Origin of the sequence: Aureispira sp. CCB-E (genome assembly GCF_031326345.1) — a bacterium.
In the GTDB taxonomy this organism is placed as follows: domain Bacteria; phylum Bacteroidota; class Bacteroidia; order Chitinophagales; family Saprospiraceae; genus Aureispira.
Genome location: NZ_CP133671.1, coordinates 4222013 through 4245034 on the forward strand (window position 1 = coordinate 4222013; position 23022 = coordinate 4245034).

The window sequence follows — 23022 nt, forward strand, 5'->3', positions numbered from 1 at the left end:
GTAAGAACATGTAATCATTGCTGAAATTTTGAAATCAATCAAGTTTATAATGAGAGAACTGCCAAAAATTACGGATCCAATATTCGTAAAAAAAGAATTGAAAGGAATGGATAAATTTTTTGTCACTAAAATTAGAGATGAAAGAGACTTGCCTTTTATTCATTTAATGCTAAAAATTACATTTATACTAATACCATCTGCTATCCTTTTGTACTCCCCTTTATTGCAAGGCAACTATTGGTGGGCGTGGGCGGCATTTCATCTATTTTTAACTATCGTTGTCTTTTTGGGACCTTACACCTTAATGTTGCACAATACAAGTCATCGACCATTTTTCAAACGAGAAAACGAAGTTTGGAACAAATACATTCCTTGGGTTTTGGGGCCTCTGTTGGGACAATCACCTGAATTGTATTTCATCCATCATATGGGGATGCACCACAATGAGGGCAATATGCCAGAAGACAAAAGCTCTACAATGCCATTTCAAAGAGATAGTTTCTTTGGTTTTTTGCACTATTACTTGCGTTTTTTATTAATAGGAATCATTGAACTAGCACAATACTTCTTTGGCAAAAAAAGAAAAGCACTCGGCATCAAGGCTGCTAGAGCAGAATTTACTTACCTATCCATTTTAGCCTTGCTTTGTATTTTTGTTAATTTGGGAGCTACAATGACTGTTTTTATCATTCCATTGTTAATTATTCGTTTTGCTATGATGTCTGGTAATTGGGGACAACATGCCTTTGTCGATCCCAACGATCCCGACAACGACTATACAAGTAGTATTACTTGCATTAATTCTGGATACAACCAAAAATGCTTCAATGATGGTTACCACATTGGACATCATTTGGTTCCAAATATGCATTGGACAGATATGCCGATTAAATTTCAAGAGAATTTGCAAAAATACTCTGATAATAAATCTTTAATATTTGAAGGACTAGATTTTCAATTAGTTTGGGTGCTACTGATGGTCAAACGATACGATATTTTAGCCAAGCACTTAGTCAACATTAACGGCAATACATTTGCATCTGACGAAGAGGCTATTGCCATTATGAAAGAAAGAACTAGACGTTTCTCAAAAGAAAAGTTGCAATTTTATACTCAATAAGTGAACCTTTCATTTCCTGAATAGTTAAAAAAACGGATTCGTATCAATCGAGTCCGTTTTTTTTTGATCTACACTACATTAGTTGTACCTTTGTTTAGAAATCCATTTATCATTAACCTTAGTAGTTGTCTAATTATCAAACAGCTATACCTGTGAATATCCCACTTCGTAAAATACATTGTGGCTAGCTTTGCTCGATAGCTTGCATTTGGTTAGTAAACTACTCTAATCTTAAACTCGAATTACGATGAAAAAATTTGTCCAATCTCCATTTTTACTAGGTTTGCTCTTTGTTTGCACCCTTCTATTTTCAAGCTTTTCGGTAGAATATTCAAAAGTTGATAGTAGAGACGATAATCCCCCTGTCACCCAAAAGGAAAACCGCCGTAAGCATCGCCTTGAAAAACGCCAAGCTAGACTACAAAAACGTTTGAAGAAAAGCAAAAACACTGTAAAGCGTCAACGAATTCAGAAAAAAATTCGAGGAATTCAAAAACAGAAAGACGATGGTTTTGGAAGCCCTGCGTTGGGAATTGTTGGAATGGTATTGTCTATCCTTTCCTTCATTTTGTTCGTTGCATTTATCGCTAGCTTGCTTTCAGCTGCTGTTGCTGGAATTGCTATAGGAATTACTTCTTTGGGCTTATTATTAGGTGGTTTAGGGCTTGCCATTATAGGCTTGACCATATCTATTATTTCACTAATTTTGAATGCCAAAAACCCTGATAAATTTACCATGAGAGGCTTTGGGCTTGCAGGAATGATTGTCGGTAGTATTATGACAGGTATTTTTATTGTTGCTGCTGTCGTTTTCTTTGCGTTCATGTAAAATAACTTTATCCTCTGGATACCATATAACTTAACTTATCAGGAGCTTGCATTTCTTAGGAATTGCAAGCTTTTTTGTTTTCGTGTTGCAACAAAACATGAGTCATCCCGAATTTTCTAAAGCACATTGACAAAATAAAAATGTTAAGATAAAATGGATGGCTTTTCTAAGTCTGTAAATCGGCATCGAAGTCTTTCGGTGCCGATTTCCTGTTCTAGGACACCAAATATTAATGATAGTAGTCATAGTTGCTCTAAAGTTCCTCAACATCCGAAACAAAAAATCCATTACCAAAGTAACTAACATCAACATTTTAAGACGATTTTCAAAGAACCAAAGCCTAGGAGACTCCATACCCAACTCTGATTTTCCATATCTAAAAACCTGTTCAATATCCCATCGTTTCATATAAGAATAGAACATTTCCCATGCTTTGCCACAAGTGTCAATTACTTCATTGGTTAGCAAGTACATAGGAGAAGTGCCTTTGCGTTTATCACGAACAATAACGAGGTATAAATCTGTTTGGGGAAACCATGGATGAGCTACTTTTCGGTAGAGTATTTTGACGCTTCTCGTTTCTTTCCGAATATTATCCCATATTAGGCGATGATCCTTAGCTTTTTGTCCCAGAGAAAGACGATAGGTATTTTTCTTCACTCCATTTTCATCAATCAAATTATTAAGCTTTTTCCAACGAACTAGAAACTTTGCTTTAAAGTTGAGCATACGTTCTACAAAAACACCATTGGCATAACCTCTATCAAAGACATGAAGCACATCCGCTTGTGTAGATGCTACACGTTTATTTAGAGCATTAAACATCCGATAAAATATCTCCGAACTTTCCTCTTTATGTTTACCTCTTGTGGCAAACCAACGCATTTTAGATATTTGAGGAACTTCCTTCGCATGCAAGGAGGTTAAAACTGCACCCGACCACTCAAATCCAGGAACACAAATACGTTTATGCTTATCATAATAACCTGGTTTTATTCGTGTTAACCGTTGACTCTTCTTACTGTGTACTGGGCTTAGCCCTTCACTAAACCAACTTTCGGGCTTTTCTAGTACACTATCATCCCAGAGCATCAACCAACTTTTTCCTAATTCTTGCTTATCTTCCAATCTAGCAACAAACTCTTCTTCTAAATGTTGATCTATTATTTGGTAATCCCATTTCTTACTGCGAAATAAATTACTCACACGTTTTACTCCTGCTTTAGCTTTTTTAGGACCAAGAACTAAGGCGCCTAACTCGGTCAATAGCAAGGCATCTGAACGATTTCTTGACATTAAAACTGCTATAAATACATTATAAAATGTACGCACCAAACGTTTATCTAAATCTTCATCTAGTTTTAAGAGTAATTTAGACAAGTATTGATGTGAGCGATGTAAAATTGTCCATCCTGCTCCATTCTCTTTATTGATATTTTCTGTATCTTGTAGTTTATTATAATACATAGGAATCTCTAATTTTTTGTGGTAATTAAATCTAGTAGATTCCTATCTTTTTTCCAAAAAAAAAGTCATCGCCGAAAAATTCGGGATGACTCATGTTTGAACAAAACAGTACTATTCGTTGAATCTTATTTTCCGTCTACTTCTTTAAGCAATACCTTTACAGCTGCTTCAATTTGCTGATCCTGTCCATTGGTTACTTTTGATGGTTCGTTGGCTACTTTCACATCTGGCTCCAACTGCGTATTTTCCATAAAGGAACCATCATTGCCAACCATTCCTACTTGTGGAATACCAAAAACATATCCACCGGGCAAACGTTCCCACCAAACAGCTGTCCCCGTTCCTGGCACAGGCATTCCAACCAGTTTTCCTACACCCAATGCCTTGTAAACATATGGAAATAGATGCGCGTCAGAATAATTTCCTTCCCCCATCAAAACACAAGATGGCTTAGACCATTTAAACATAGGCTCTCTTCCTATATCTTGTCCACGAGGCAAAATTTTCATATATATTTTTCCCCCTAAGAAAGTTGCTAAGTCATCGTGCAACCAACCACCCCCATTAAAGCGAGTATCCACAATAACAGCATCCATGCCAGCATTACGCCCTAAAACTTCTTCGTAAACCGTTTTATAACTTTCTGTATTCATTCCTCTAACATGCACATACCCGATGCGACCGTTCGAAACTCGTTCTGCTGTTTCCCTACAGTTTTCTACCCAACGATCATAACGAATATTAAACTCCGCTCCTCTGCTAATTGGCTTTACCGTTTCTTCCCAACGCTCTCCAGAAGCTGGATCAAATAAAGAAACTAAGGTATAGTTGCCCGCTTTTCTATTTAACATTGGATAAAAATTGGTCTCTGCTAGAATTTCGATACCATCTATTTTTTCTATAATGTGCCCAGCTTCCAATTTAGACGCTTTTTTATCAAAAGGACCTTTATTAATCACTTCTGCCACTTTCAAGCCTTTACCCTTATAGCCTTCATCATAATACAATCCTAAACTAGCTGTTGCATCGGCCGTTCTATTATAAGGAGGACGATAGCGACAACCTGTATGAGAAGCATTCAATTCACCTAACAATTCGCTCATCATCTCTGCAAAATCAAAACCATTATTAATATGTGGCAAGAAACGCGCATATTCCTTTTTATAAAAGTCCCAATTAACGCCATGCAAGTCTTTTTTGTAAAACTTTTTAACAACTTGTCTCCAAGCATGCTCAAACAAATAAGCTCGTTCTTCTGCTTCCTTCAAAATCATTTCTCCCCGAATAGTAATCGCTTTTTTCTTCTTTGAAGCTAGTTCAATGCGAGCGATACGCCCTGCATTAACAACAAAAAGATACTTACCATCCTTAGACAATTCCATTCCTCCACCTCTAGCACCTAGCTTCATTAAGATTTTTGTCTCTCTAGTTCTCAAGTTTGTTTCCCACAAATCAAAGCCCTTCTCAAAGCTAGCCATATAATATAGCTTTTCACCATCTTTCGAAACAATAGCATCCATAATAGAAGCAGAATGAATGGTTAGACGTTTTTTTCTATCGTGAATTCCATCAAAATCAATTGTTATTTCCTCCAACTTAATTTCATCATCATTTCCATCCTTATCTTCTTTATCTTTATCTTGGTCTTTTTTATCCTCAGTTTCTTCCTCTGTATCCTTTTTGTCCGTTTTCTTTTTCTTTTTGTCTTCCTTCTCCTTTTCCTTCAACAAAGCATACTCTTCCTTTGTTAGGTTGAAACGATCCCATCCTTCTTCTGTCAAAAACATACCGTAAATATCCGACTGTCCGCCCCAACTAGCTTGCGCCTTCATACCATCTCGTCCTGATCCCCAAATAATCATTTTGCCCCCCATTACAAATTTAGGCGCATAATCACCATAACCACTACGAGTCAAGTTAATGACGGATTCTTTCCCATCGGCTTTAATTAAACCAACTTCAGAAATCCATTGTTGAGGCTGTAAAAAGTTCACCAAGAACCATTTTCCATCTGGAGACCAAGAATAAGTTTGGTCGCCATCTGCATAAGAATAGTTCTTATCCGCAGGCATTACCTCTCGAACTGCCTTCGATTCCAAGTTAATTACCTTCAAAGCCGTGCGCTCTTCCAAGAAAGCAACCTCTTTGCCATCAGGAGAAAAAGCAGGTTGAAACGTTTCGTTTTTACTTTCCAAGATAGGCTCTTCTTTAAGAATCGTAGAATTGAAAAAATACGTTTCTTCTTCTCGTCCTAATTTAGTCTGATATAAGTTCCAACTTCCGTTGCGTTCACTTGCATACAAAATAGCACGTCCATCTGGGCTAAAACTGGCTGTGCGTTCTCTTTCTGCTGTATTGGTAATTCGCTTTGTCATACCACTTTCAACAGAAGTCACAAATACTTCTCCTCTATTGACAAAAACGATTTCTTTTCCATTTGGAGAGACATCCATTTCTTGTGCAGCACTAATCGCAACTGTTTTTTTCTCATTGTAACGAGCATCTGCAACGATGTTAATCGACACTTTTAATGGTTTGTTGCCATCTCTTAGCAAGTAAATTTCACCATTATAACTAAAACACATTAACCCTTCATTAGAAATCGTTAAGTTACGAACAGGATGATTTTTTAGTTTGGTTACCCTTCTGGTACTTTTGGGGTCGTCTAATTTAATTGCATGAACATTCATTGTCCCGCTTTCTTCACTTAGGTAAAATAACTCCTTGCCGTCTTTTGAAAAAACAGGGTTTCTATCTTCTCCGATAAAAGAAGTTAATTGAGTATATTTCTTGTCCACTATAGAATACATCCACAAATCACGCGTCACAGAGGAGGTATGATGCTTACGAAACTCATCTTCATAGCCTTTTCTATCGTGATAAGCAATCATTTTTCCATCTTTTGAATATACAGCATCATCAGCCGGGATGGTCAAAATTTGTTGCACTCGCCCTCCCTTTGTTGGAACCTGATACAATTCTGGCATTCGTCCTGAAGGAAACATTCTATTTTGAACATTATCCAAGCGCAACGAACTAAACAACACCCCGCTATCATCATTGGCAAAATCTGTTGGAAAATCATTGGCGGAATGATACGTCAAACGCGTAGGACGACCACCTGTAGCTGGCATGATATAAACATCAAAATTGCCATATCGATTAGAAGCAAAGGCAATTTGCTTACCGTCATTAGACCATACTGGTCGAGAGTCATGCGCATCGTGCAATGTTAAGGCTGTTGCCGTCCCTCCTGTCGAAGGCACCTTGTATAAATCTCCTTTATAACTAAATACAATCTGCTTTCCGTCTGGGGAAATGGCAGCATATCGCATCCACAAAGGAGGTCCATCCTGCGCCCATACTTGATTTATTGCTACGAATAATAATGCCATTAGGCATAATCTCCAATTTGTTATCATTTGAGTAGTATTTTGGTAGTAGTTAGTGTAATAATACTCCGTTGATTTTTTAGTTTTCCTACGAAAAACGTAAAAAATCATCTTGCATTAGTTTGATTATCAGCCTTTTAGTATAAAAGTCAACAAAAGTACATCTTACTGATAATCAAACTAATACGATTTTTCAACGGAGTAATGTGTAATAATAGAAACTTCTAAGTTAAAAAATATCTAGCGATAATTGGATTGAGAAAGGGCTTGTTTCGGATTACATTCAACATTATCAGACGAACGGCTTGTTATAAACGATGAATTAAGAAAAACTAGTGATAAAAGCTTTCTTTAATCCTCTGCAATCATCGGTACTATCAGTAGAAACCACACAGCAAATTTGGTTAACAGAAAGAGAAAAAAACACATTTATAGTAGCTTATTTCATGGAGTTATAAACTCCGCTAGTTTCGCTCCTACTACCTCGCATTTCAAAAGCATTATAAATACTGATAATCAAAAGGTTAATACAAAATAAAATAAAAACATAAGTCGTTAATTCTTAGGCTTATAAAATTTAGCTGTGCTGCTACTACATGGTTTCAGCGAACTATTGTTTCAGACTTTGACAAATAATTGTATTTTTGCAGCAAGTTTTGGCAATAACGTTTCAAATGTTTCAAAAAACAACTGTCTTTATTAGACATTTTGAAGCATTTATAAATTTTATTAAGTGGCCATTAACTTCTAAATTTGCTAACTATTTAACTTACATACAACATGGCATTAAAATGTGGAATTGTTGGACTTCCAAACGTAGGAAAATCAACGCTTTTCAATGCACTTTCTTCTGCTAAAGCCTTAGCAGCTAATTATCCTTTTGCGACCAAAGAACCCAATATTGGTACGATTACAGTACCAGATGAGCGTTTGACAAAATTAGAATCTATTATCAATCCTCAAAAAGTAATTCCTACTACTATTGATATTGTGGATATTGCTGGATTGATTCGTGGTGCTAGTAAAGGGGAAGGACTTGGCAACCAATTTTTAGGTAATATTCGTGAAGTAAATGCTATTGTGCATGTTGTTCGTTGCTTTGAGAATGGTAATATTGTACATGTTGATGGCGATGTAGATCCTGTTAGAGACAAAGAAACGATTGATTTGGAGTTAATTTTCAAAGATATTGAAAGTGTTGAGAAGCAGATTCAAAAACAAAAAAAGATGGCTAAAGGTGGCGATAAAGCGCTACAAAAATTAGTCGTTATCTTAGAAAACTTGTTGAAGCACTTAGAAGATGGCAAACCTGTTCGTAGTTTTGACGATTACGAAACAGAAGAAGCTGAAATTATTATCAAACAATTGCAACTTCTAACTGCAAAACCCATCATCTATGTTTGTAACGTTGATGAAGATTCTGTTATCTCTGGTAACGAACATACTGAAGCTTTTAAAGAAGCTGTAAAAGATGAAAATGCAGAAATCATTCTAGTTAGTGCTGCTATTGAAGCTGATATAGCGGAGTTGGATACTTACGAGGAACGCATGGAATTTTTATCTGATTTAGGCTTGACAGAGCCTGGTGTCAATAAATTGATTCACGCTTGTTATAGTATTCTAAATCTTATCACTTACTTTACTGCTGGAGAAAAAGAAGTACGTGCTTGGACCATTAAAGTTGGAACCAAAGCTCCCGCCGCAGCTGGTGTTATTCACTCTGACTTTGAGCGAGGATTTATCAAATCCAAAACCGTTGGTTTTGATGATTTTATTGCCAACAATGGTTGGAAAGGTGCCCAAGAAACAGGCACTTTGCGTCAAGAGGGCAAAGAATATGTCGTTCAAGATGGCGATTTGTTAGAATTTATGTTTAACGTATAGAATATACTTCGTTTTTTGTAAAAAAAAGCGTTGAGAGAATCATTTAGAAATCTTTCAACGCTTTTTTATTTTAACAATTATTCCCCCTTAATTTGAGCTATCAAAGCTTCTGTTTCTTTGATGTATTTATTCTCTTTTTTGCTCAGCTCTAACTGTTTATTGGCCACTTCCAAAGCAGCCTCCCGATCTTCTAAGGCTAGTAGAATCAAAGCTTTGGTTTCTAGAGTTGCGATACTTTCTTCTAACAAAATTGCTCGATCTACCCACTCCAAAGCCGCATTCAATTGCGTTTTACTTTTACCATATACATCCAACATATAACGAGCGATTCCATTCAAGCTTTTGGCATCCTTGCAATGCTTTTCATATTTGCGAGCCAAACGATAATCTCTGCGCTCATCTCCACGCTTGCTATAAAAATCAATTCTCGTCTTAAAATACTCTACCCTATCAGGCAAAATTTGTTTTACTTCTTGTAAAAAATCACGAATAACTACTTGACTCGAACCATTTTCAATAATTTCATAACAACGAATGTTAAAAGCGGCATCCAAATAACTATCAACTCTATCTATCCCCAAACTTGTGATAAAATCTGATTTGTTAGCTACGACATAATGATAAGCTCTATGGTTATAATTATTGATACAATGCTCCAGAACATCAAAATGCTCCGCCTCTTTTAGTGCCTCCATCCCCACCAAATCAATGTATACATCGGCTATATAGGTATAATCTTCTCCAACACGTTTCAATGCTTCAGCATATTTTTTAAGAAAAGCTGGATTATCTTTTTCCGTTTCAAATTGCTTTTGTAAAGTGTAAATTTGATTTTCAGGCAGTAGAGCTTCTTTGCTTTTAGTAATTAAATCTTCTGCTTTGTAAGCACCAATAATTCGGTGTACCAACTCCCCCTCTGCATCAAAATACAACAAAGTTGGATAAGAAGTCACCCTATATTTTTTCGCAAAATCTACTCCTTCTCCTTTTTCTATATCCAACTTATAACTAATGTAGTTTTCTTTAAAAAACGCACCGACTTCGGCTTTAGAAAAAGTATTGTTATCCATCCACTTACAAGGCTCACACCAAGAGGCGTAGGTATCAACAAAAATTGGTTTATTCGAGTCTTTCGCCTTTGCTTTTACCGACTCCCAGTCTACTGCTTCAAAATCAATACCTTGAGCATTTATCAATGAGGAAATCATAAACAATGGGGTCGTAAACAGAAAAGTAAGTAAGTAATTTTTCATCATGGATTGCTTTTACAATAGTTCGTTGAAACCACGCATTAGCAGCGAAGCTAAACTTTATTAGTTTGATAATCAGCAAGTTGCAACTTTGCTTCGTTTCGTATTAAAGCTTTGGTTATCAAACTAATATAAATGTGCTTTTTTATTTTTTTGGTAAAAAAGTAAAAAACTAAGCTTGCGCCCTCATGAGCGTAGCGAACTAATCAACGAACTACTACTTTTAATAAAGAAGAATAAAGGCACTTTAAAACAACAGATGCATTGTTTTCGTTTCGATAACACTAAAATAAGACCAATTGTTCTAATTCAACGTCATAGAACTGTCATTCTAAAGTTTTTCATCTACGGGCTCCCACAACTCAATCTTGTAACCATCAGGATCCAAAATCCAAGCAAATTTACCATATTCAAAGCTTTGCATTTCTCCTACGATCGTTACGCCTTCCTCTTTTAGACTAGTCAACAAAGCCTCTAAATCATCTACTCTGTAATTAACCATAAATTCCTGTTCAGAAGGATTAAAGTAAGTTGTATCTTCTGGGAAGGCATTCCACACCGTATTTCCTTCTTGTTCAGGGTTTTCTTTTTCTAACCACTTAAAAGTTGCCCCATACTGGTCAGACTCTATCCCTAGATGATTTTGATACCAATTTTTGCTTTTTTGAGGGTCTTTTGTTTTAAAAAAAATGCCTCCAATTCCTGTTACCCGTTTCATAGTTATAAAATTTTAAGTTGATAAGTATAATAGTTGGTGACACTTAAGAAATACAATGCAGATATCTTTTAATTTAAAATACTAGGATCCAGCAGTTTTACAAGTTTAATGCCTTTTAATAATGACTTTTTTATTTTAAACTAAATGAACAATTCTTACTTTATTATGTTTGCAAATAAGTGCCTTTAATAAACCTTTACAATTTACCAAAACCAACAAATTATAATTACAAAATACACATTTCTTTTATTAGCACCTAAGTAAGTGAGCATAAAAAATTATCGGTAAAAGTTATTGAACACGCATCTCATTTATGAGTCAAACAGTAACTTATTATGGTTGCTATATTTTTTTCTAAACATTTACTTATATTCCAGAACTTGTATGCAACCCAATAATCTAAGTACAGAAAAAAAATCCAACGAATTAGGCACCGAGACAATCGACAAATTGATTGCCAAGCAAGGAATTCCAGCTGCAATTGGTTTTTTAGTCATGTCTATCTATTTGATTGTCGATACTATCTTTGTAGGGCATTGGGTTGGTGCCATGGGAATTGGAGCTATCTCAGTTGTCTTACCTGTTACATTTTTAATCGCCTCTATTGGAATGTCGATAGGAATTGGAGGCGCCTCAATCATTTCTAGAGCATTAGGTGCAAACGACAACCAACACGCACAACAAGTCTTTGGCAATCAGATCACATTAAACATGTCTATTGCTACCTTTTTTGTTATCATGGGAATGATTTTCAAAGAAGAGTTATTAATGATCTTTGGTGCCAAAGACGACATCATGCCCTTTGCCAAAGAATACTTCACCATCATACTGCTAGGCATACCTTTTTTGTCGTGGGGAATGATGAGCAACCATGTTATTCGAGCACAAGGTTTTCCCAAAATAGCTATGAATGTAATGCTTGTTCCTGCTATCTTAAATTTAGTGCTAGATCCTATTTTTATCTATTGGCTTGATTGGGGAATGCAAGGAGCTGCTTTGGCTACTATTTTTTCGTATTTTGTAAGTGCTAGTTATACCATTTGGTTCTTTGTAAAAGGCGATAGCGATTTGAGAATTAGTAAAAAAAACTTAGTCCTACATTGGTCCATTATTTCTGAAATTATCTCTTTGGGTTTTGTCTCCTTAGCACGCCAAGGAGTGATTAGTATCTTGGCTATTGTCCTCAACCACTCCTTATATACTTATGGACGTAGCGAAATTTATATTTCGGTCTATGGAATTATCAATCGTGTTATGATGTTCGCTATGTTCCCAATCACAGGAATTACACAAGGTTTTTTACCTATTACCAGTTATAATTATGGCGCAAAAGAATACCATCGTGTCAAAGAAACCATTCGAAAATCAATTATTTATGGAAGCTTAATTGCGATTCTTATATACATCTGTATTCTGTATTTTCAAGTTACAATTGTTAAACTTTTCTCTACCAACAAAGAGATTTTAGCAATTACTCCCGAAGCTATGGCGATTGTATTTATGGCAATGCCTTTGATACTCATACAATTGATTGGTTCTTCCTACTATCAAGCTATCGGGAAAGCCGTCCCTGCGTTATTACTAACCTTAACCAAACAAGGTTTTTTCCTCATCCCATTGGTTTTTATACTTCCTCGTTTTTGGGGGATTAATGGCATTTGGTATGCTTTTCCTATTGCAGATGTTTTGTCAATGTTGGTAACCGCTATTTTCCTATGGAGGGCTTATCGTCAACTGGGCACCCCTTCTAAAATAGAATAATACGAATAACTAAAAAACAAACAGCCTGCTGAACTAATACAATGCCGTATTATTTCCTTGTATCTGAAAGAACAATTTAGCAGGTCGAACTTTTTGTCCTTCTTCGTACAAATATTGTTTTCCTTCGGTGTCGATCATTGGAATATGTGGATCTGTTAATAAAAAGGAATCGTGAATCAATAGATTTTGAAAAGCATTTCTTACTTGATCTGCATCAACCCCTAGCGTTGCCCCTAAATATTGCCCAAAACCTAGATACTGTTCTATTCCTATTGCCAATACGCCAGCACTTTTTTCTTGATACAAAACATCTTTCATGGCTCGATAACCATATTTCGCAGGAAATTGCTTTGATTTCATGGTAATGCTTCCTGGACCGTAGGGATCGGCTGTCCAAGCAATATTAGCAATCGAAATTTGAGTATTTTGTATTCTATAATATAAACCAACCGCTCCAGTTCTGTGCTTATCCTCTTGAAAAAATGCCAAAAAATCATTTTCCATCAACAAACTAAAACCATAAATTCCAAAACCAAATGTCCCAGTTAATTGAGAAGTTTTTATATTATCCAAATAAAAATTATAGCTATAACCAATGGAATATGGGCGACTTGTTTGGTTGCTAATTTCATGAATAAAAGGACTATAATGCACCGAATCTTTAGCTCCAAAAGCAGCTACAACTCCCACTCTAAGCTGCCCCTCCCAAGAAGGAATTTCTGTTGCAAAAGAACGTGGATTGTAATAACCTGCTAGTTGTAAATTTGCTTGTATGTATTCGTAATGGAAATAAACCTTTGCGATCAAACCAATTCGGTTAAAATGGCTTCCCAAATTAAAAGAAAAACCAATCTGCCCGCCAAAACCTTGTCCAAAATCCAGTTGGGCAGTTGCACTACATGTTATCAAAAAAAAGAACGTTGACAAAAAAAATTGCTTCATCAGATTACTCGATAATTAAAGTTTGGCAATCCGTTGCATTCGTATATTCCTCATACAAGCTCTTGGTCTGTATCAAACTATCTTTTAAAGTGGCATGATTTCCAAAGTTTAGAAAAACCATCAAAAAAGAACTTGTATTTTCTGTCACCATCGTTCGAGTAGAGTCGCTCGTTGGCGTACCAAAAGCCCCTTTGTTATCTCTAAAAACAGGCAAATGTTCAATATTTAAATCTCCCTTTCCTATCCCCTCATAAAGTTCTCCTTTTGCACCTATTCCCAACACAATATCCCCCTCTATTTTTGCAGCATCATAGCCTCCTATCGAATATCCCGTCTTTATGGAAATTAAATTCAATGTATCTACAATCGTATTAATTTGATACAATCCCTTTCCAGAGACTACTCGCCTTAATAAAGCCTCTGCCGATAAACGATAACGGCTAGGATCTTTTCCCAAAGCCTTGTAAGCTGCTCTAGAAGAAGCGATCGCTTCAATTTGACTGACCTCTGGTCTAGTCAACTCTTGAGCCAAAGAAGCGCAAGTATCTTGTATTTTTTTTTCGAGTCCTTTTGAACTAGCCTCCCAAGTCAATTGACAAGAGAAGCAGCCCAAAACCAAATCAGGGCATTTTTTTCTTATTTCTGGAGCAATAGAAATATTATTCATAAATGTGTAATAATGCTTTTATAGTTTAGTCGTATGCTAGTAATGCCTTACTAAGCCATTTTTGTCCCAATTGGGAACAATTAGAAATTGATTTCGGGGGCTTTTAATCGGCTTATTGTTTTAATACTGGAAGGATTAATCATCCAATCCATCCAAAGATGCATTTTTCAGTTTTTTGTTAAAACTCAAAAAAATATAAAACCACGCAATAATAGCACAGTTAAGTTTTATCTTTTACTAATCGTCTAATTTAATAAACTGTTTATTTCTCAATATATAACGATGCGCTCCAATTTCAACAATTTCTCCTTCTTTTTTTTCGCTAAGATTGAGAATATCTTGTCTTAAAGTATGAATAGAACCTTTCGTTCGATGGGCAATGGTCAAATACTCTTCGTTGATATCTGGCTTAAGTACTTGATAAAAGCTATTTTTTTCTTCTGCCCCACATAGAATAATTCGAATTGGAATGTCGATTTGTGAGAGTAACTCCATATCACGAACACGACTATAACTATCTGCAATTAGCACTACTTCTTCTATATCTTGACGTTGTTGAATGCCTTTTAAGACCGCTTCTAAATCATTTTCGGGCGGCTCTCCCCCTCCTAAACCTCGTTCTATAGCCAGATGCATGGTATTTATAACTAAAGGCAATTCTTCCCAAGCACCTTCACAGTCATAAATCCCCCCCGTTGCTCCTATTTTTTTTGCACTGGCCATTTTCTGATCGCCATCATTAAAAAATAAATACTTGGTGTGTTCTCCTTGTTTTAGATTTAACAAATGCCAAATTAAAACCTCCTCCAAGTAAGGGTTCATACTTTGTGTTATATCTGTCACTACAACTTTTCCTTTCCATGATTCCTTAAAACGCTGTAATGTTGCCAAAATCGGTTTCCCTTCATCCACAAAATAATTGGGATTAACCTTTAGTTGCTCTTCTATGATTGCTACCTTAGCTTTTACCGCTTTTCTAATTTTAAACGTTCGTTTAATCGGAATAGGTTGATTTTTTCGAATCAGCTCTTGTATCAATTTTTCTTCTAAATTTAGCTTCCTTAACGAGTCTAATTCTTTTGCTTGCCGCAACTCTTCTGCCACCGCTATAGAATCTCGACGGGCAGCCAAGAGCTCCTGTTTCTTTTGACGAGCACGCCATGCTTTAGAGGTAACCGACTCATAAACAATAGTTTCAACTACAATATCACTCTCCTGATCCAAAACAACTTCTTTTTCACCAAAATTGAGATTATAAGTCGCATTGAGCACATAGACATCATCTAGAGGTACCAAAATCTGTGCAATCCCATAAGCATTTGTCACTCCTTCGTAGCGAGTCCCGTCTTTTTTGCTAATCAACCAAAAGGTTTCTCCTTCGGTCAAATTTCCATCCAAATCTTGAAATACAAAATTAAATAATGCACGATGAATAGATGGGTATTTATCCATTCCTAATTTTCGCTCAAACAACACATCCTCAGTCCAAGCAGCGTAAGGTTTGTTAGGAATTTCAAATTTATAATAATTCGGTGCTCCTTTCAAATTTAGCATATACTCACAACCTATTGGCAAATCAAGTGCCGCTCGCCCATTCGAATCCGTCGTTACCCGATGTGTTTTTCGGCTCGTCCCACTTCGTATCGTCAATTCTTCCATCAAATTAGATGGCTTATTATCACTGTTAATGAGCCGAATATGCACTGGTATATCAATCAACAAAGCACTCCCATCTTTAGGCATTTCGTAAAAAGGCACTGGAATTTCGTGTCGTTGATATTCCCCCTTGGGAATTGTTACCGAAGCAAAACGCTGCCAATTATCCAAATGCACTGCATAGATGTCGTCTATAGGTACCAACGAAGCTGCTTTCCCTTCTTTATCCGTCTCTAAATAGAGTTCTTTTTTATTTTTTTGTCCTTCTAATACAAATTTCTTCCCTCCAACGGGTTCTTTTGTCATTGGATTAGTGAATATAAATGTCACAACCGCTTCTGTTTTGGTTGGCTTTAATTGTGCCTTGACAGAAATGGGGATATTGCACAGCAAGAATAGAACAAGAAAAAAATGACAGATTTTGGACATGGGCATATAAAATAATTATTGAATATCGACGTTTAATAATAGTAATTGGTTTATTCTATACAAAACGAAGCCGTAAATAGAGTATAATAATATTATCTTTAAACGAATAATTCTCTTTGGTTAGTACCTCAAATATTAGGTTAATAATAATTTTTTGTGTCCTATTGATTAAGGTTTTATTTTATAATTGTTATTAACCAAATGGTTGTTAAAACTATAACATTGTCTTAAAAAAAAGAAATTAAGCATTCTAAATTTGGTAATTCTACCAAAAAACCCTATTATTGATAGCCGTATAGATAGAATATTGAAATAAAAGACATCAAAAGTAAGTTCCTATAACATTGTAGTAAATAAAAAAAATAGCTATTCTCCAATGTTGAACTACTTTTTAAGAAAAGAAAAAAACTCGCTAAATTTTCTAAAAAAAAAATTAATGAAGGCCGTAACTTGCATTACCTTTATTCTCCTATTATGCCAATACGCAATAGGACAACATCAAACCGCTTCTACCTCTGACATTGCCATTGTTTCTACTCCTTCCTCTGATATTGATTGGGCTAATTTTGAAAATGAATTAACAAAAGAAGATAATTGGTCTTTTCACACCAACCAAGAAGGCAAATTGCTTTATATAGATTTTGAATCTTTAGGTGGCAAAATGAATCGTTTGGTCTTAAAGTCTTCCGAAAAAGATATTGTTATTGAAGATAATCACCTTTTTGACCTTCCAATCAACACTATTTACGAAGTAAATTTGGAAAAATTAAAAAGAGGTAGTTATTTTGTAGAGTTATATACTTACGACAACAAAATTATTCGTGAGGAAATAACCATTCAATAAATTATCAACAAGATAGAAAAGAGTTTTTCTATCTATCTAATTAGACTTGGCTTGGATCTATCTTATCACATAGAAGAACTCCTTTTTTCAAACGATTGTGTTATTATACCCACAATTGGGGGCTTTATTGTCAATTACGCTTCTGCATCAATTGACTTTGTAGAACAGCGTCTATTACCTCCTCAAAAAGTCGTTTCCTTCAATCCCAAGTTAGTCAACAACGATGGCTTGTTAGCCAACCATATTGCTCAAAAAGAACATTTAACTTATAAACAAGCTACTCAAAAAGTAGAGGCTTTTAGTCGTCAAATTGAAGTTGATTTATTTAACAATAAAATTGTTCATTTTGAAAATATTGGTAAACTGTATTTTAACTCAGATTCTAAATTAGAATTTGTTCCTGCTGATACTAATTTCTTGAAAGACGCTTATGGGTTACCTAGTTTGGCTTGTACTCCAATTCTTCGCAACAAGGATTACTTGAGCAAACAAGACATACCAGAGCATTTAGTTCCGATCAAACGAAAACAAAAAGCAGGTATTTTGTCGATTGTAGCACAACCTAAAGTGATTGCTATTGCTGCTGTCTTTATTTTTGCTTTATCTACACCGTTTATCTATCGGGCTATTGTTGGTGCTTCTAGCACTAATCCACCTACAACTATTGCTAGCAATAACAATACATCTACTCAAGATACAAACAATAGTTCTCAAGCTTCTTTGATCCCATCTATCGGAAGTAATCCAACAGCAACCCAACCTGAAGTTGAAGAAACACCAGTTGATACAATTGTTGAGAAAGTGATTGAAGAGTTGCCTGAGATAGACAAAAATGCAGAAGATTATGTTATTGTTTTGGGAGCTTTTGGAAAAAAGAGAAATGCTGATCGTCTGGCCAAAAAATTAGAAAAAGACAATTACCTACCAGAGGTAACTGTAAAAAATGGGTTAAATAGAGTTGGTGTTCAAATTACTTGTACTCCAGAAGAACTAAAGTTGCATTTAGATTTTTTGCAAGAAAATTATAACAAAAAAGCTTGGGTTGTAGAGTAAGCCAATTGCTAAAGTTGACTTTGTATTAATCAAAAAAAGAGACTACCTTTTGGCTAAAAGTTTTCACATCTACTTGTTCTATTGGATGCTTAACTCCCTCTAATAATTTAAACGTCCCGTTGGGTAAAGTATTGGCAACCTCTCTAGTCTCTTCTTCACTAACCATTCTATCTTTTGAACCGACTGTTAATAAAACCCTATGCTGAATTTTTTGAAAATCTTCTGTAGACAACTTTGCACCATTGCCCAAAGCTAACATCATTGCAGCTGTTTTGCTTAAATGAACCTTCCAATCTAAGGGAGCATGTCGTTCTTTCAATGTTTCTGCAAAAGCAGGAACTTTCTTTTTTATCACAACTGGATCAAGCATTTTTACTTCTTTAGAAGCACTTTCTGCCGACCAAGCAAATTTTGTTGCTAACGTAAAAATCCTAAAAACTTTGCTAGGATGTTTCAGAGCCAGATTCAAAGCCACATAGCCCCCCATTGAATATCCTAAGATATCAATCTGCGCAATTTTATTTTTATTGAGGTACTCCAACACATTTTCTGTGAAACAATCAATAGAAAAATTTGCTGCTTCTGTCGCTCTTCCTCCATGTCCTTCAAAATTAAGTGTATGTACCTCAAAATAAGGTTCCAATGCCTGTTTCAAAGGGCTTAGTTGCTCAGCACTCCCTAGTGCTCCATGTAGTAACAATAGTTTCTGATTCATTTTACGTTGAATTTCAAATACGATTCTTGCGGAATAGTTTTCTTTTATAGTATGAATTGCTTGCTCATAAAAATTGCGACGTTCTTCTAATTTTTGCTCAATAAAAAGGCGCAATGCCACGCTATCTTTGCCCTTTAGCAAAGGTCTTTTGTCTTGTTCTCCAATCAAACGTTCTACCAATACATCAATCGGCGGATCCAAAAAGAAACTGCATCCCGTTTGATTGATCCAAGGCATATTACCCGAAAAACAAGGCGTTCCCCCTCCCAAAGCAATGACTGCTCTAGCCGATTCTAACTGCCGTAAACACACTGTTTCTACCTGCCGAAAGTAAGCTTCCCCTTTCTGTTCAAAAATATCAGTGATTGTACATCCCTCTTCGGACTCAATAAAGGCATCTAAATCTATCAATGGCACGTCTAATACCTCTGACAGTATTTTGCCAATATGCGATTTTCCAGAGCCCATAAAGCCCAGCAAATATATATTATGTTTCAACATAGTCCTCTACAATTATCTCCAAAGGAGCGTCTTTTTCATTGTGAAAAATAGGATTATGAAAATAGTTCAATTTATTCAATAGTTCAAACAATTGCTGTTTTTCTATATCCGTCAACTCTCCTGTCGCTATTGCACCTATTTGTTGTAATATAGGCAAGGCACTAAAAAAAACCTCCTGACCTTTTGCAGTAATTTTCACTCGTTTGGCCCGTTTATCCTCTGGATCAGGAAAAGACTCAATCAATTCATTCCGCTCTAACCTACGAATAACTTCCATTCCTGAAGTAAATTCACTAGTATTTTTTTGAATTAATTTATTCTTTCGTAAATCTCCAAAAGTAGCTAGCGTTGCCAAAAAACCAAAATCTTCCGATGTTTGTAAAAGTGAATTCTTAAATCCCTTTTTATAGTAAAATCGAGTGTATTTATACATTAATGCAATCAATTGACAAATTTGAGCATTAATATTTCCCTGCAATGGTACCGACTTTAATCTTTTGCTCCCCACACTTTCATCTAAGATTGGAGTTCCTTGCATCCAACTAATAAAGTCTTTTACCGTCTCTCCATCTCCTTTCTTTTCAAATTGCTCTAAATAAGGAAGTATTTCTATCAATAATTTGTATTTCATCCACTAAGCTGTTTAAATAATTTTCTATTGACAATTATTTTTTATTAAAAATATCTCAAAATAAAAAGCAAAACACCACTGTATATCAAACATTTAAATCACAAAACAGTTTGCTTTTCTTGTCATTTAGAAAAAAATAAGCTGTAAAATAAACTTTTTTTTCTTGGATATTAAACCTAATTACATTTACTATGTTATCACAATATTATTAACAATATTACAACAAAAAAATATCAAATGAGTTCTAATTGTCTACAAAAGTCCTTCCTTTTTGTATTTGTGCTTTTTATTCCCCACTTTTTTTGGGCACAAACAGGAATTATCAAAGGAAAAGTCCTTGAAGCCGCCAGCAATCAACCCATTCCTTTTGCCAATGTATTCATCGAAGGAACAACCATAGGCGTTACAACAGATATTGATGGAAATTATGAATTGAATCAACTAGAACCTGGATTGTATACCGTTAATGCTACCTTTTTAGGATTTAAGACCGAAGCCAAACGAGAAATACAGGTTACCAATTCAAAACCTGCTATTGTAGACTTTGCATTGGAAGAAGATACTGAAAAAATAGACGAGGTTGTTGTGAAAGCATCGCCATTTAAGCAACCAGCAGATGCCCCTGTATCCCTACAAACAATCGGAACAGCAGAAATTCAACGAAATCCAGGAGGCAATAGGGATATATCAAAGGTTATACGTTCTTTGCCAGGAGTCACGAGCGCTTCTAGTTTTAGAAACGATTTATTGATTCGTGGTGGTGGTCCTAGTGAGAATCGTTTTTTCTTGGACGATGTTGAAGTGCCCAACATCAATCATTTTGCCACACAAGGTTCTTCTGGAGGTCCTAATGGTTTGATTAATGTGGACTTTATTCGTGAGGTAGACTTTTACAGTAGTGCTTTTCCTGCTAATCGAGGCAATTCCATGAGCTCTGTCTTTAATTTCAAACAAAAAAATGGTCGTGATGACCGCTTGGGTTTTACAGCAACCGTTGGTTCTAGTGATTTAGCCGCAACTTTGGAAGGTCCCATTGGAGATAAGACAACATTTATCTTTTCCATTCGCCAATCGTATCTACAATTCTTATTTCAGGCATTAGATTTACCATTTTTGCCCATTTATAATGATTTTCAATTTAAGTTTAGAACTCGTTTTGATGATAAAAATGAGCTTTATTTTGTAGGCTTAGGTGCTTGTGATCGCTTCAAGTTGAATTTAAATGCTAACAAAACAGAGGCACAACGTTTTCAATTGGAACGACTACCTGTCTATTTTCAATGGAATTATACAATTGGAGCGGTATACAAACATTATATGGAAAAAGGCTATTTTACAGCCGTTGTTAGTAGAAGTATGCTGAACAATGATATTTACAAACATGTTGATAATGATGAAAGTCAAAAAAGGATTATTGACTATACTTCTCAAGAAGCAGAAAATAAAGTACGTCTAGAACATCGTGTTAATCTACCAAAGGGTTTCATTTTAAACTATGGTGTTGGATATGAATACGCCCGATATACTAACTTGACTAAGATTGATGCTACGACTTATCAAGAAATAAGAACCGACCTAAGAATGAATAAATACGCTGCATTTGGACAGCTAAGTAAAAAATTCTTTTCTGATAGGCTTGTCTTATCAACAGGAGTTCGATTGGATGGAAATGATTACAATGAAAATATGATGAATCCTTTTAATCAAGTCTCTCCAAGATTCTCTGCTTCTTTTGCGATTATGAAAGGTCTAACCATCAATGCCAATACAGGGCTTTATTATCAACTACCTTCTTACACCACATTGGGCTACCAAGAAGATAATGAATTTGTGAATCGAGATCGACTACAATATACTCGCTCTTTTCACCTTGTAGGAGGACTTGCATATGTGACAGAAAGTAGCACTAAGTTTAGTTTGGAAGGCTATTATAAATTATATGATAATTATCCTTTTTTAATTGAAGATCAGGTTTCTTTAGCAAATTTTGGCGCTGATTTTGGCGTCATTGGCGATGCTCCAATCTCTTCTACTGGAAAAGGGCGAACATATGGTTTAGAATTGTTGGTTCAACAGCGCTTGTACAAAGGATTTTATGGCATTCTAGCTTATACGTTGGGATGGTCTGAATATACTGATGGCAGTGGGCAATTCGTTCCCTCAGCTTGGGATAGCCGCCATATTGTTAACTTAACCTTAGGTAAGTCATTTAAAACCATGAATCAAGCCATTCGTGATAAAATCAACGCCAAACGAGCAGCCAAAGGCAAAGCCGTTTTAACCAGAAAAGTTGTTGCTCAAACATTAGAAATTGGAACCAATCTTCGTTTTCAAACAGGACTACCTTATACACCATACGATGTAGAACAATCAGCATTGGTGACCAATTGGAATCGTTTTCGTCAAGGTATTTTAGATTATGACCAACTCAATTCTCAGCGATTGGGTGCCAACTACAGTCTTGATTTTAGAATTGATTACAAATGGTTCTTTCCAAAGTGGAGCTTCAATTTATACCTTGATCTACAAAACATTCCTGGAGTTGTCACAGAAAATGCTTCCTTGGTTTTGGATAGAGATGCTGATGGAAATCCTCAAATCGAAAATCCTGGGGGACAAAATCAATCTTATAAGTTAAAAACGTTGGACGCAGGCAGAGGCACAGTTATTCCGACCATAGGCATTATTGTACAGTATTAATACTATTTATAACTTACACTACTCCGTTGAAAAATCGTATTAGTTTAGCTGCGCTGCTACTTCGTGGTACTTCGTGAGCGCTTTGCTTTTAGTTAGCTGCGCTGCTACTACGTGGTATTTCATGAGTGCTTCGCAGTTGATTAGTAGCAAGATACGCCTATGTCAATCTTTGCACTAAAAAACTGATAATCAAAATAATGCAAGATACTTTTTTATATTTTTACTTCGTAAGTCTACGGGTTCTTAGAAAAACTAAAAAACTAAGCTTGCGCCCTCACGACCGCAGGGAGCTACCACGAAGTAGCACCGCAGGTAATCAACGGAGTATTAAACTTATTGATATAAAAACATAAAAGCTGCTTTTTATAAGTGGCTTTTTTTCTAAATAAACGCTGCATCATCTAGGCTTGGGATACACAATCACCTTGGGAGGATTAAAAGTTTTCAAATCCATTTCTTTTCA

Annotated in this window: 16 protein-coding genes; 7 read left to right on the forward strand and 9 right to left on the reverse strand. The window is 35.7% G+C overall.

What is annotated here, in order from left to right:
• Positions 1-106: 106 nt before the first annotated feature.
• Positions 107-1120, forward strand: coding sequence for a fatty acid desaturase (locus QP953_RS16540; RefSeq protein ID WP_309551911.1), 1014 nt, complete (start codon positions 107-109; stop codon positions 1118-1120).
• A gap of 247 nt (positions 1121-1367) precedes the next feature.
• A complete protein-coding gene (locus QP953_RS16545) occupies positions 1368-1949 on the forward strand; it encodes a hypothetical protein (protein ID WP_052592141.1) in 582 nt (193 codons plus the stop codon).
• Between the two features lie 102 nt (positions 1950-2051).
• Here the strand turns inward: QP953_RS16545 and QP953_RS16550 are convergent, their stop codons facing one another.
• A complete protein-coding gene (locus tag QP953_RS16550) occupies positions 2052-3416 on the reverse strand; it encodes a hypothetical protein (RefSeq protein WP_052600389.1) in 1365 nt (454 codons plus the stop codon).
• Between the two features lie 125 nt (positions 3417-3541).
• On the reverse strand, positions 3542-6811 hold the full coding sequence (locus tag QP953_RS16555; RefSeq protein WP_309551913.1) for a S41 family peptidase: 3270 nt from the start codon (positions 6809-6811) through the stop codon (positions 3542-3544).
• 777 nt (positions 6812-7588) lie between these two features.
• Between QP953_RS16555 and ychF the strand changes: the two genes are divergently transcribed.
• Positions 7589-8692, forward strand: coding sequence for a redox-regulated ATPase YchF (gene ychF, locus QP953_RS16560; protein WP_052592136.1), 1104 nt, complete (start codon positions 7589-7591; stop codon positions 8690-8692).
• Between the two features lie 77 nt (positions 8693-8769).
• Here ychF and QP953_RS16565 read toward each other — a convergent pair whose 3' ends face one another.
• Together QP953_RS16565 and QP953_RS16570 are read right to left on the reverse strand one after the other, a co-directional pair.
• On the reverse strand, positions 8770-9945 hold the full coding sequence (locus tag QP953_RS16565) for a thioredoxin family protein (protein WP_309551915.1): 1176 nt from the start codon (positions 9943-9945) through the stop codon (positions 8770-8772).
• 328 nt (positions 9946-10273) lie between these two features.
• Positions 10274-10660, reverse strand: coding sequence for a VOC family protein (locus QP953_RS16570; RefSeq protein WP_052592132.1), 387 nt, complete (start codon positions 10658-10660; stop codon positions 10274-10276).
• 384 nt (positions 10661-11044) lie between these two features.
• Here QP953_RS16570 and QP953_RS16575 point away from each other — a divergent pair, with 384 nt between their 5' ends.
• The gene (locus QP953_RS16575) at positions 11045-12421 is read left to right on the forward strand and encodes an MATE family efflux transporter (RefSeq protein ID WP_309551917.1); all 1377 of its coding nucleotides are present in this window, start codon (positions 11045-11047) and stop codon (positions 12419-12421) included.
• Between the two features lie 33 nt (positions 12422-12454).
• Here the strand turns inward: QP953_RS16575 and QP953_RS16580 are convergent, their stop codons facing one another.
• The 3 genes from QP953_RS16580 to QP953_RS16590 form a co-directional block, all read right to left on the reverse strand.
• A complete protein-coding gene (locus tag QP953_RS16580) occupies positions 12455-13363 on the reverse strand; it encodes a polymorphic toxin type 23 domain-containing protein (protein ID WP_309551919.1) in 909 nt (302 codons plus the stop codon).
• Between the two features lie 4 nt (positions 13364-13367).
• Complete coding sequence (locus QP953_RS16585) at positions 13368-14030, reverse strand: phenylalanine--tRNA ligase beta subunit-related protein (RefSeq protein WP_309551921.1); 663 nt, start codon at positions 14028-14030, stop codon at positions 13368-13370.
• A 237-nt stretch (positions 14031-14267) separates the two neighbouring features.
• Positions 14268-16121, reverse strand: coding sequence for a hypothetical protein (locus QP953_RS16590; RefSeq protein WP_309551923.1), 1854 nt, complete (start codon positions 16119-16121; stop codon positions 14268-14270).
• Between the two features lie 430 nt (positions 16122-16551).
• Here QP953_RS16590 and QP953_RS16595 point away from each other — a divergent pair, with 430 nt between their 5' ends.
• The gene (locus QP953_RS16595; RefSeq protein WP_156039613.1) at positions 16552-16959 is read left to right on the forward strand and encodes a hypothetical protein; all 408 of its coding nucleotides are present in this window, start codon (positions 16552-16554) and stop codon (positions 16957-16959) included.
• 51 nt (positions 16960-17010) lie between these two features.
• Positions 17011-18012, forward strand: a complete 1002-nt coding sequence (locus QP953_RS16600; protein WP_309551924.1) for an SPOR domain-containing protein — start codon at positions 17011-17013, stop codon at positions 18010-18012.
• Between the two features lie 25 nt (positions 18013-18037).
• On the opposite strand, the gene QP953_RS16605 is transcribed toward QP953_RS16600, so the two are convergent.
• Together QP953_RS16605 and QP953_RS16610 are read right to left on the reverse strand one after the other, a co-directional pair.
• Entirely contained in the window at positions 18038-19228 is a 1191-nt protein-coding gene (locus tag QP953_RS16605) for an alpha/beta fold hydrolase (protein WP_309551925.1), read from the reverse strand.
• On the reverse strand, positions 19215-19859 hold the full coding sequence (locus QP953_RS16610; protein ID WP_052592117.1) for a MarR family winged helix-turn-helix transcriptional regulator: 645 nt from the start codon (positions 19857-19859) through the stop codon (positions 19215-19217). The genes QP953_RS16605 and QP953_RS16610 overlap by 14 nt, the downstream gene beginning before the upstream one ends.
• A 237-nt stretch (positions 19860-20096) precedes the next feature.
• On the opposite strand from QP953_RS16610, the gene QP953_RS16615 reads away from it, so the two are divergent.
• Positions 20097-22559, forward strand: a complete 2463-nt coding sequence (locus QP953_RS16615; protein ID WP_309551926.1) for a TonB-dependent receptor — start codon at positions 20097-20099, stop codon at positions 22557-22559.
• Positions 22560-23022: the final 463 nt, after the last annotated feature.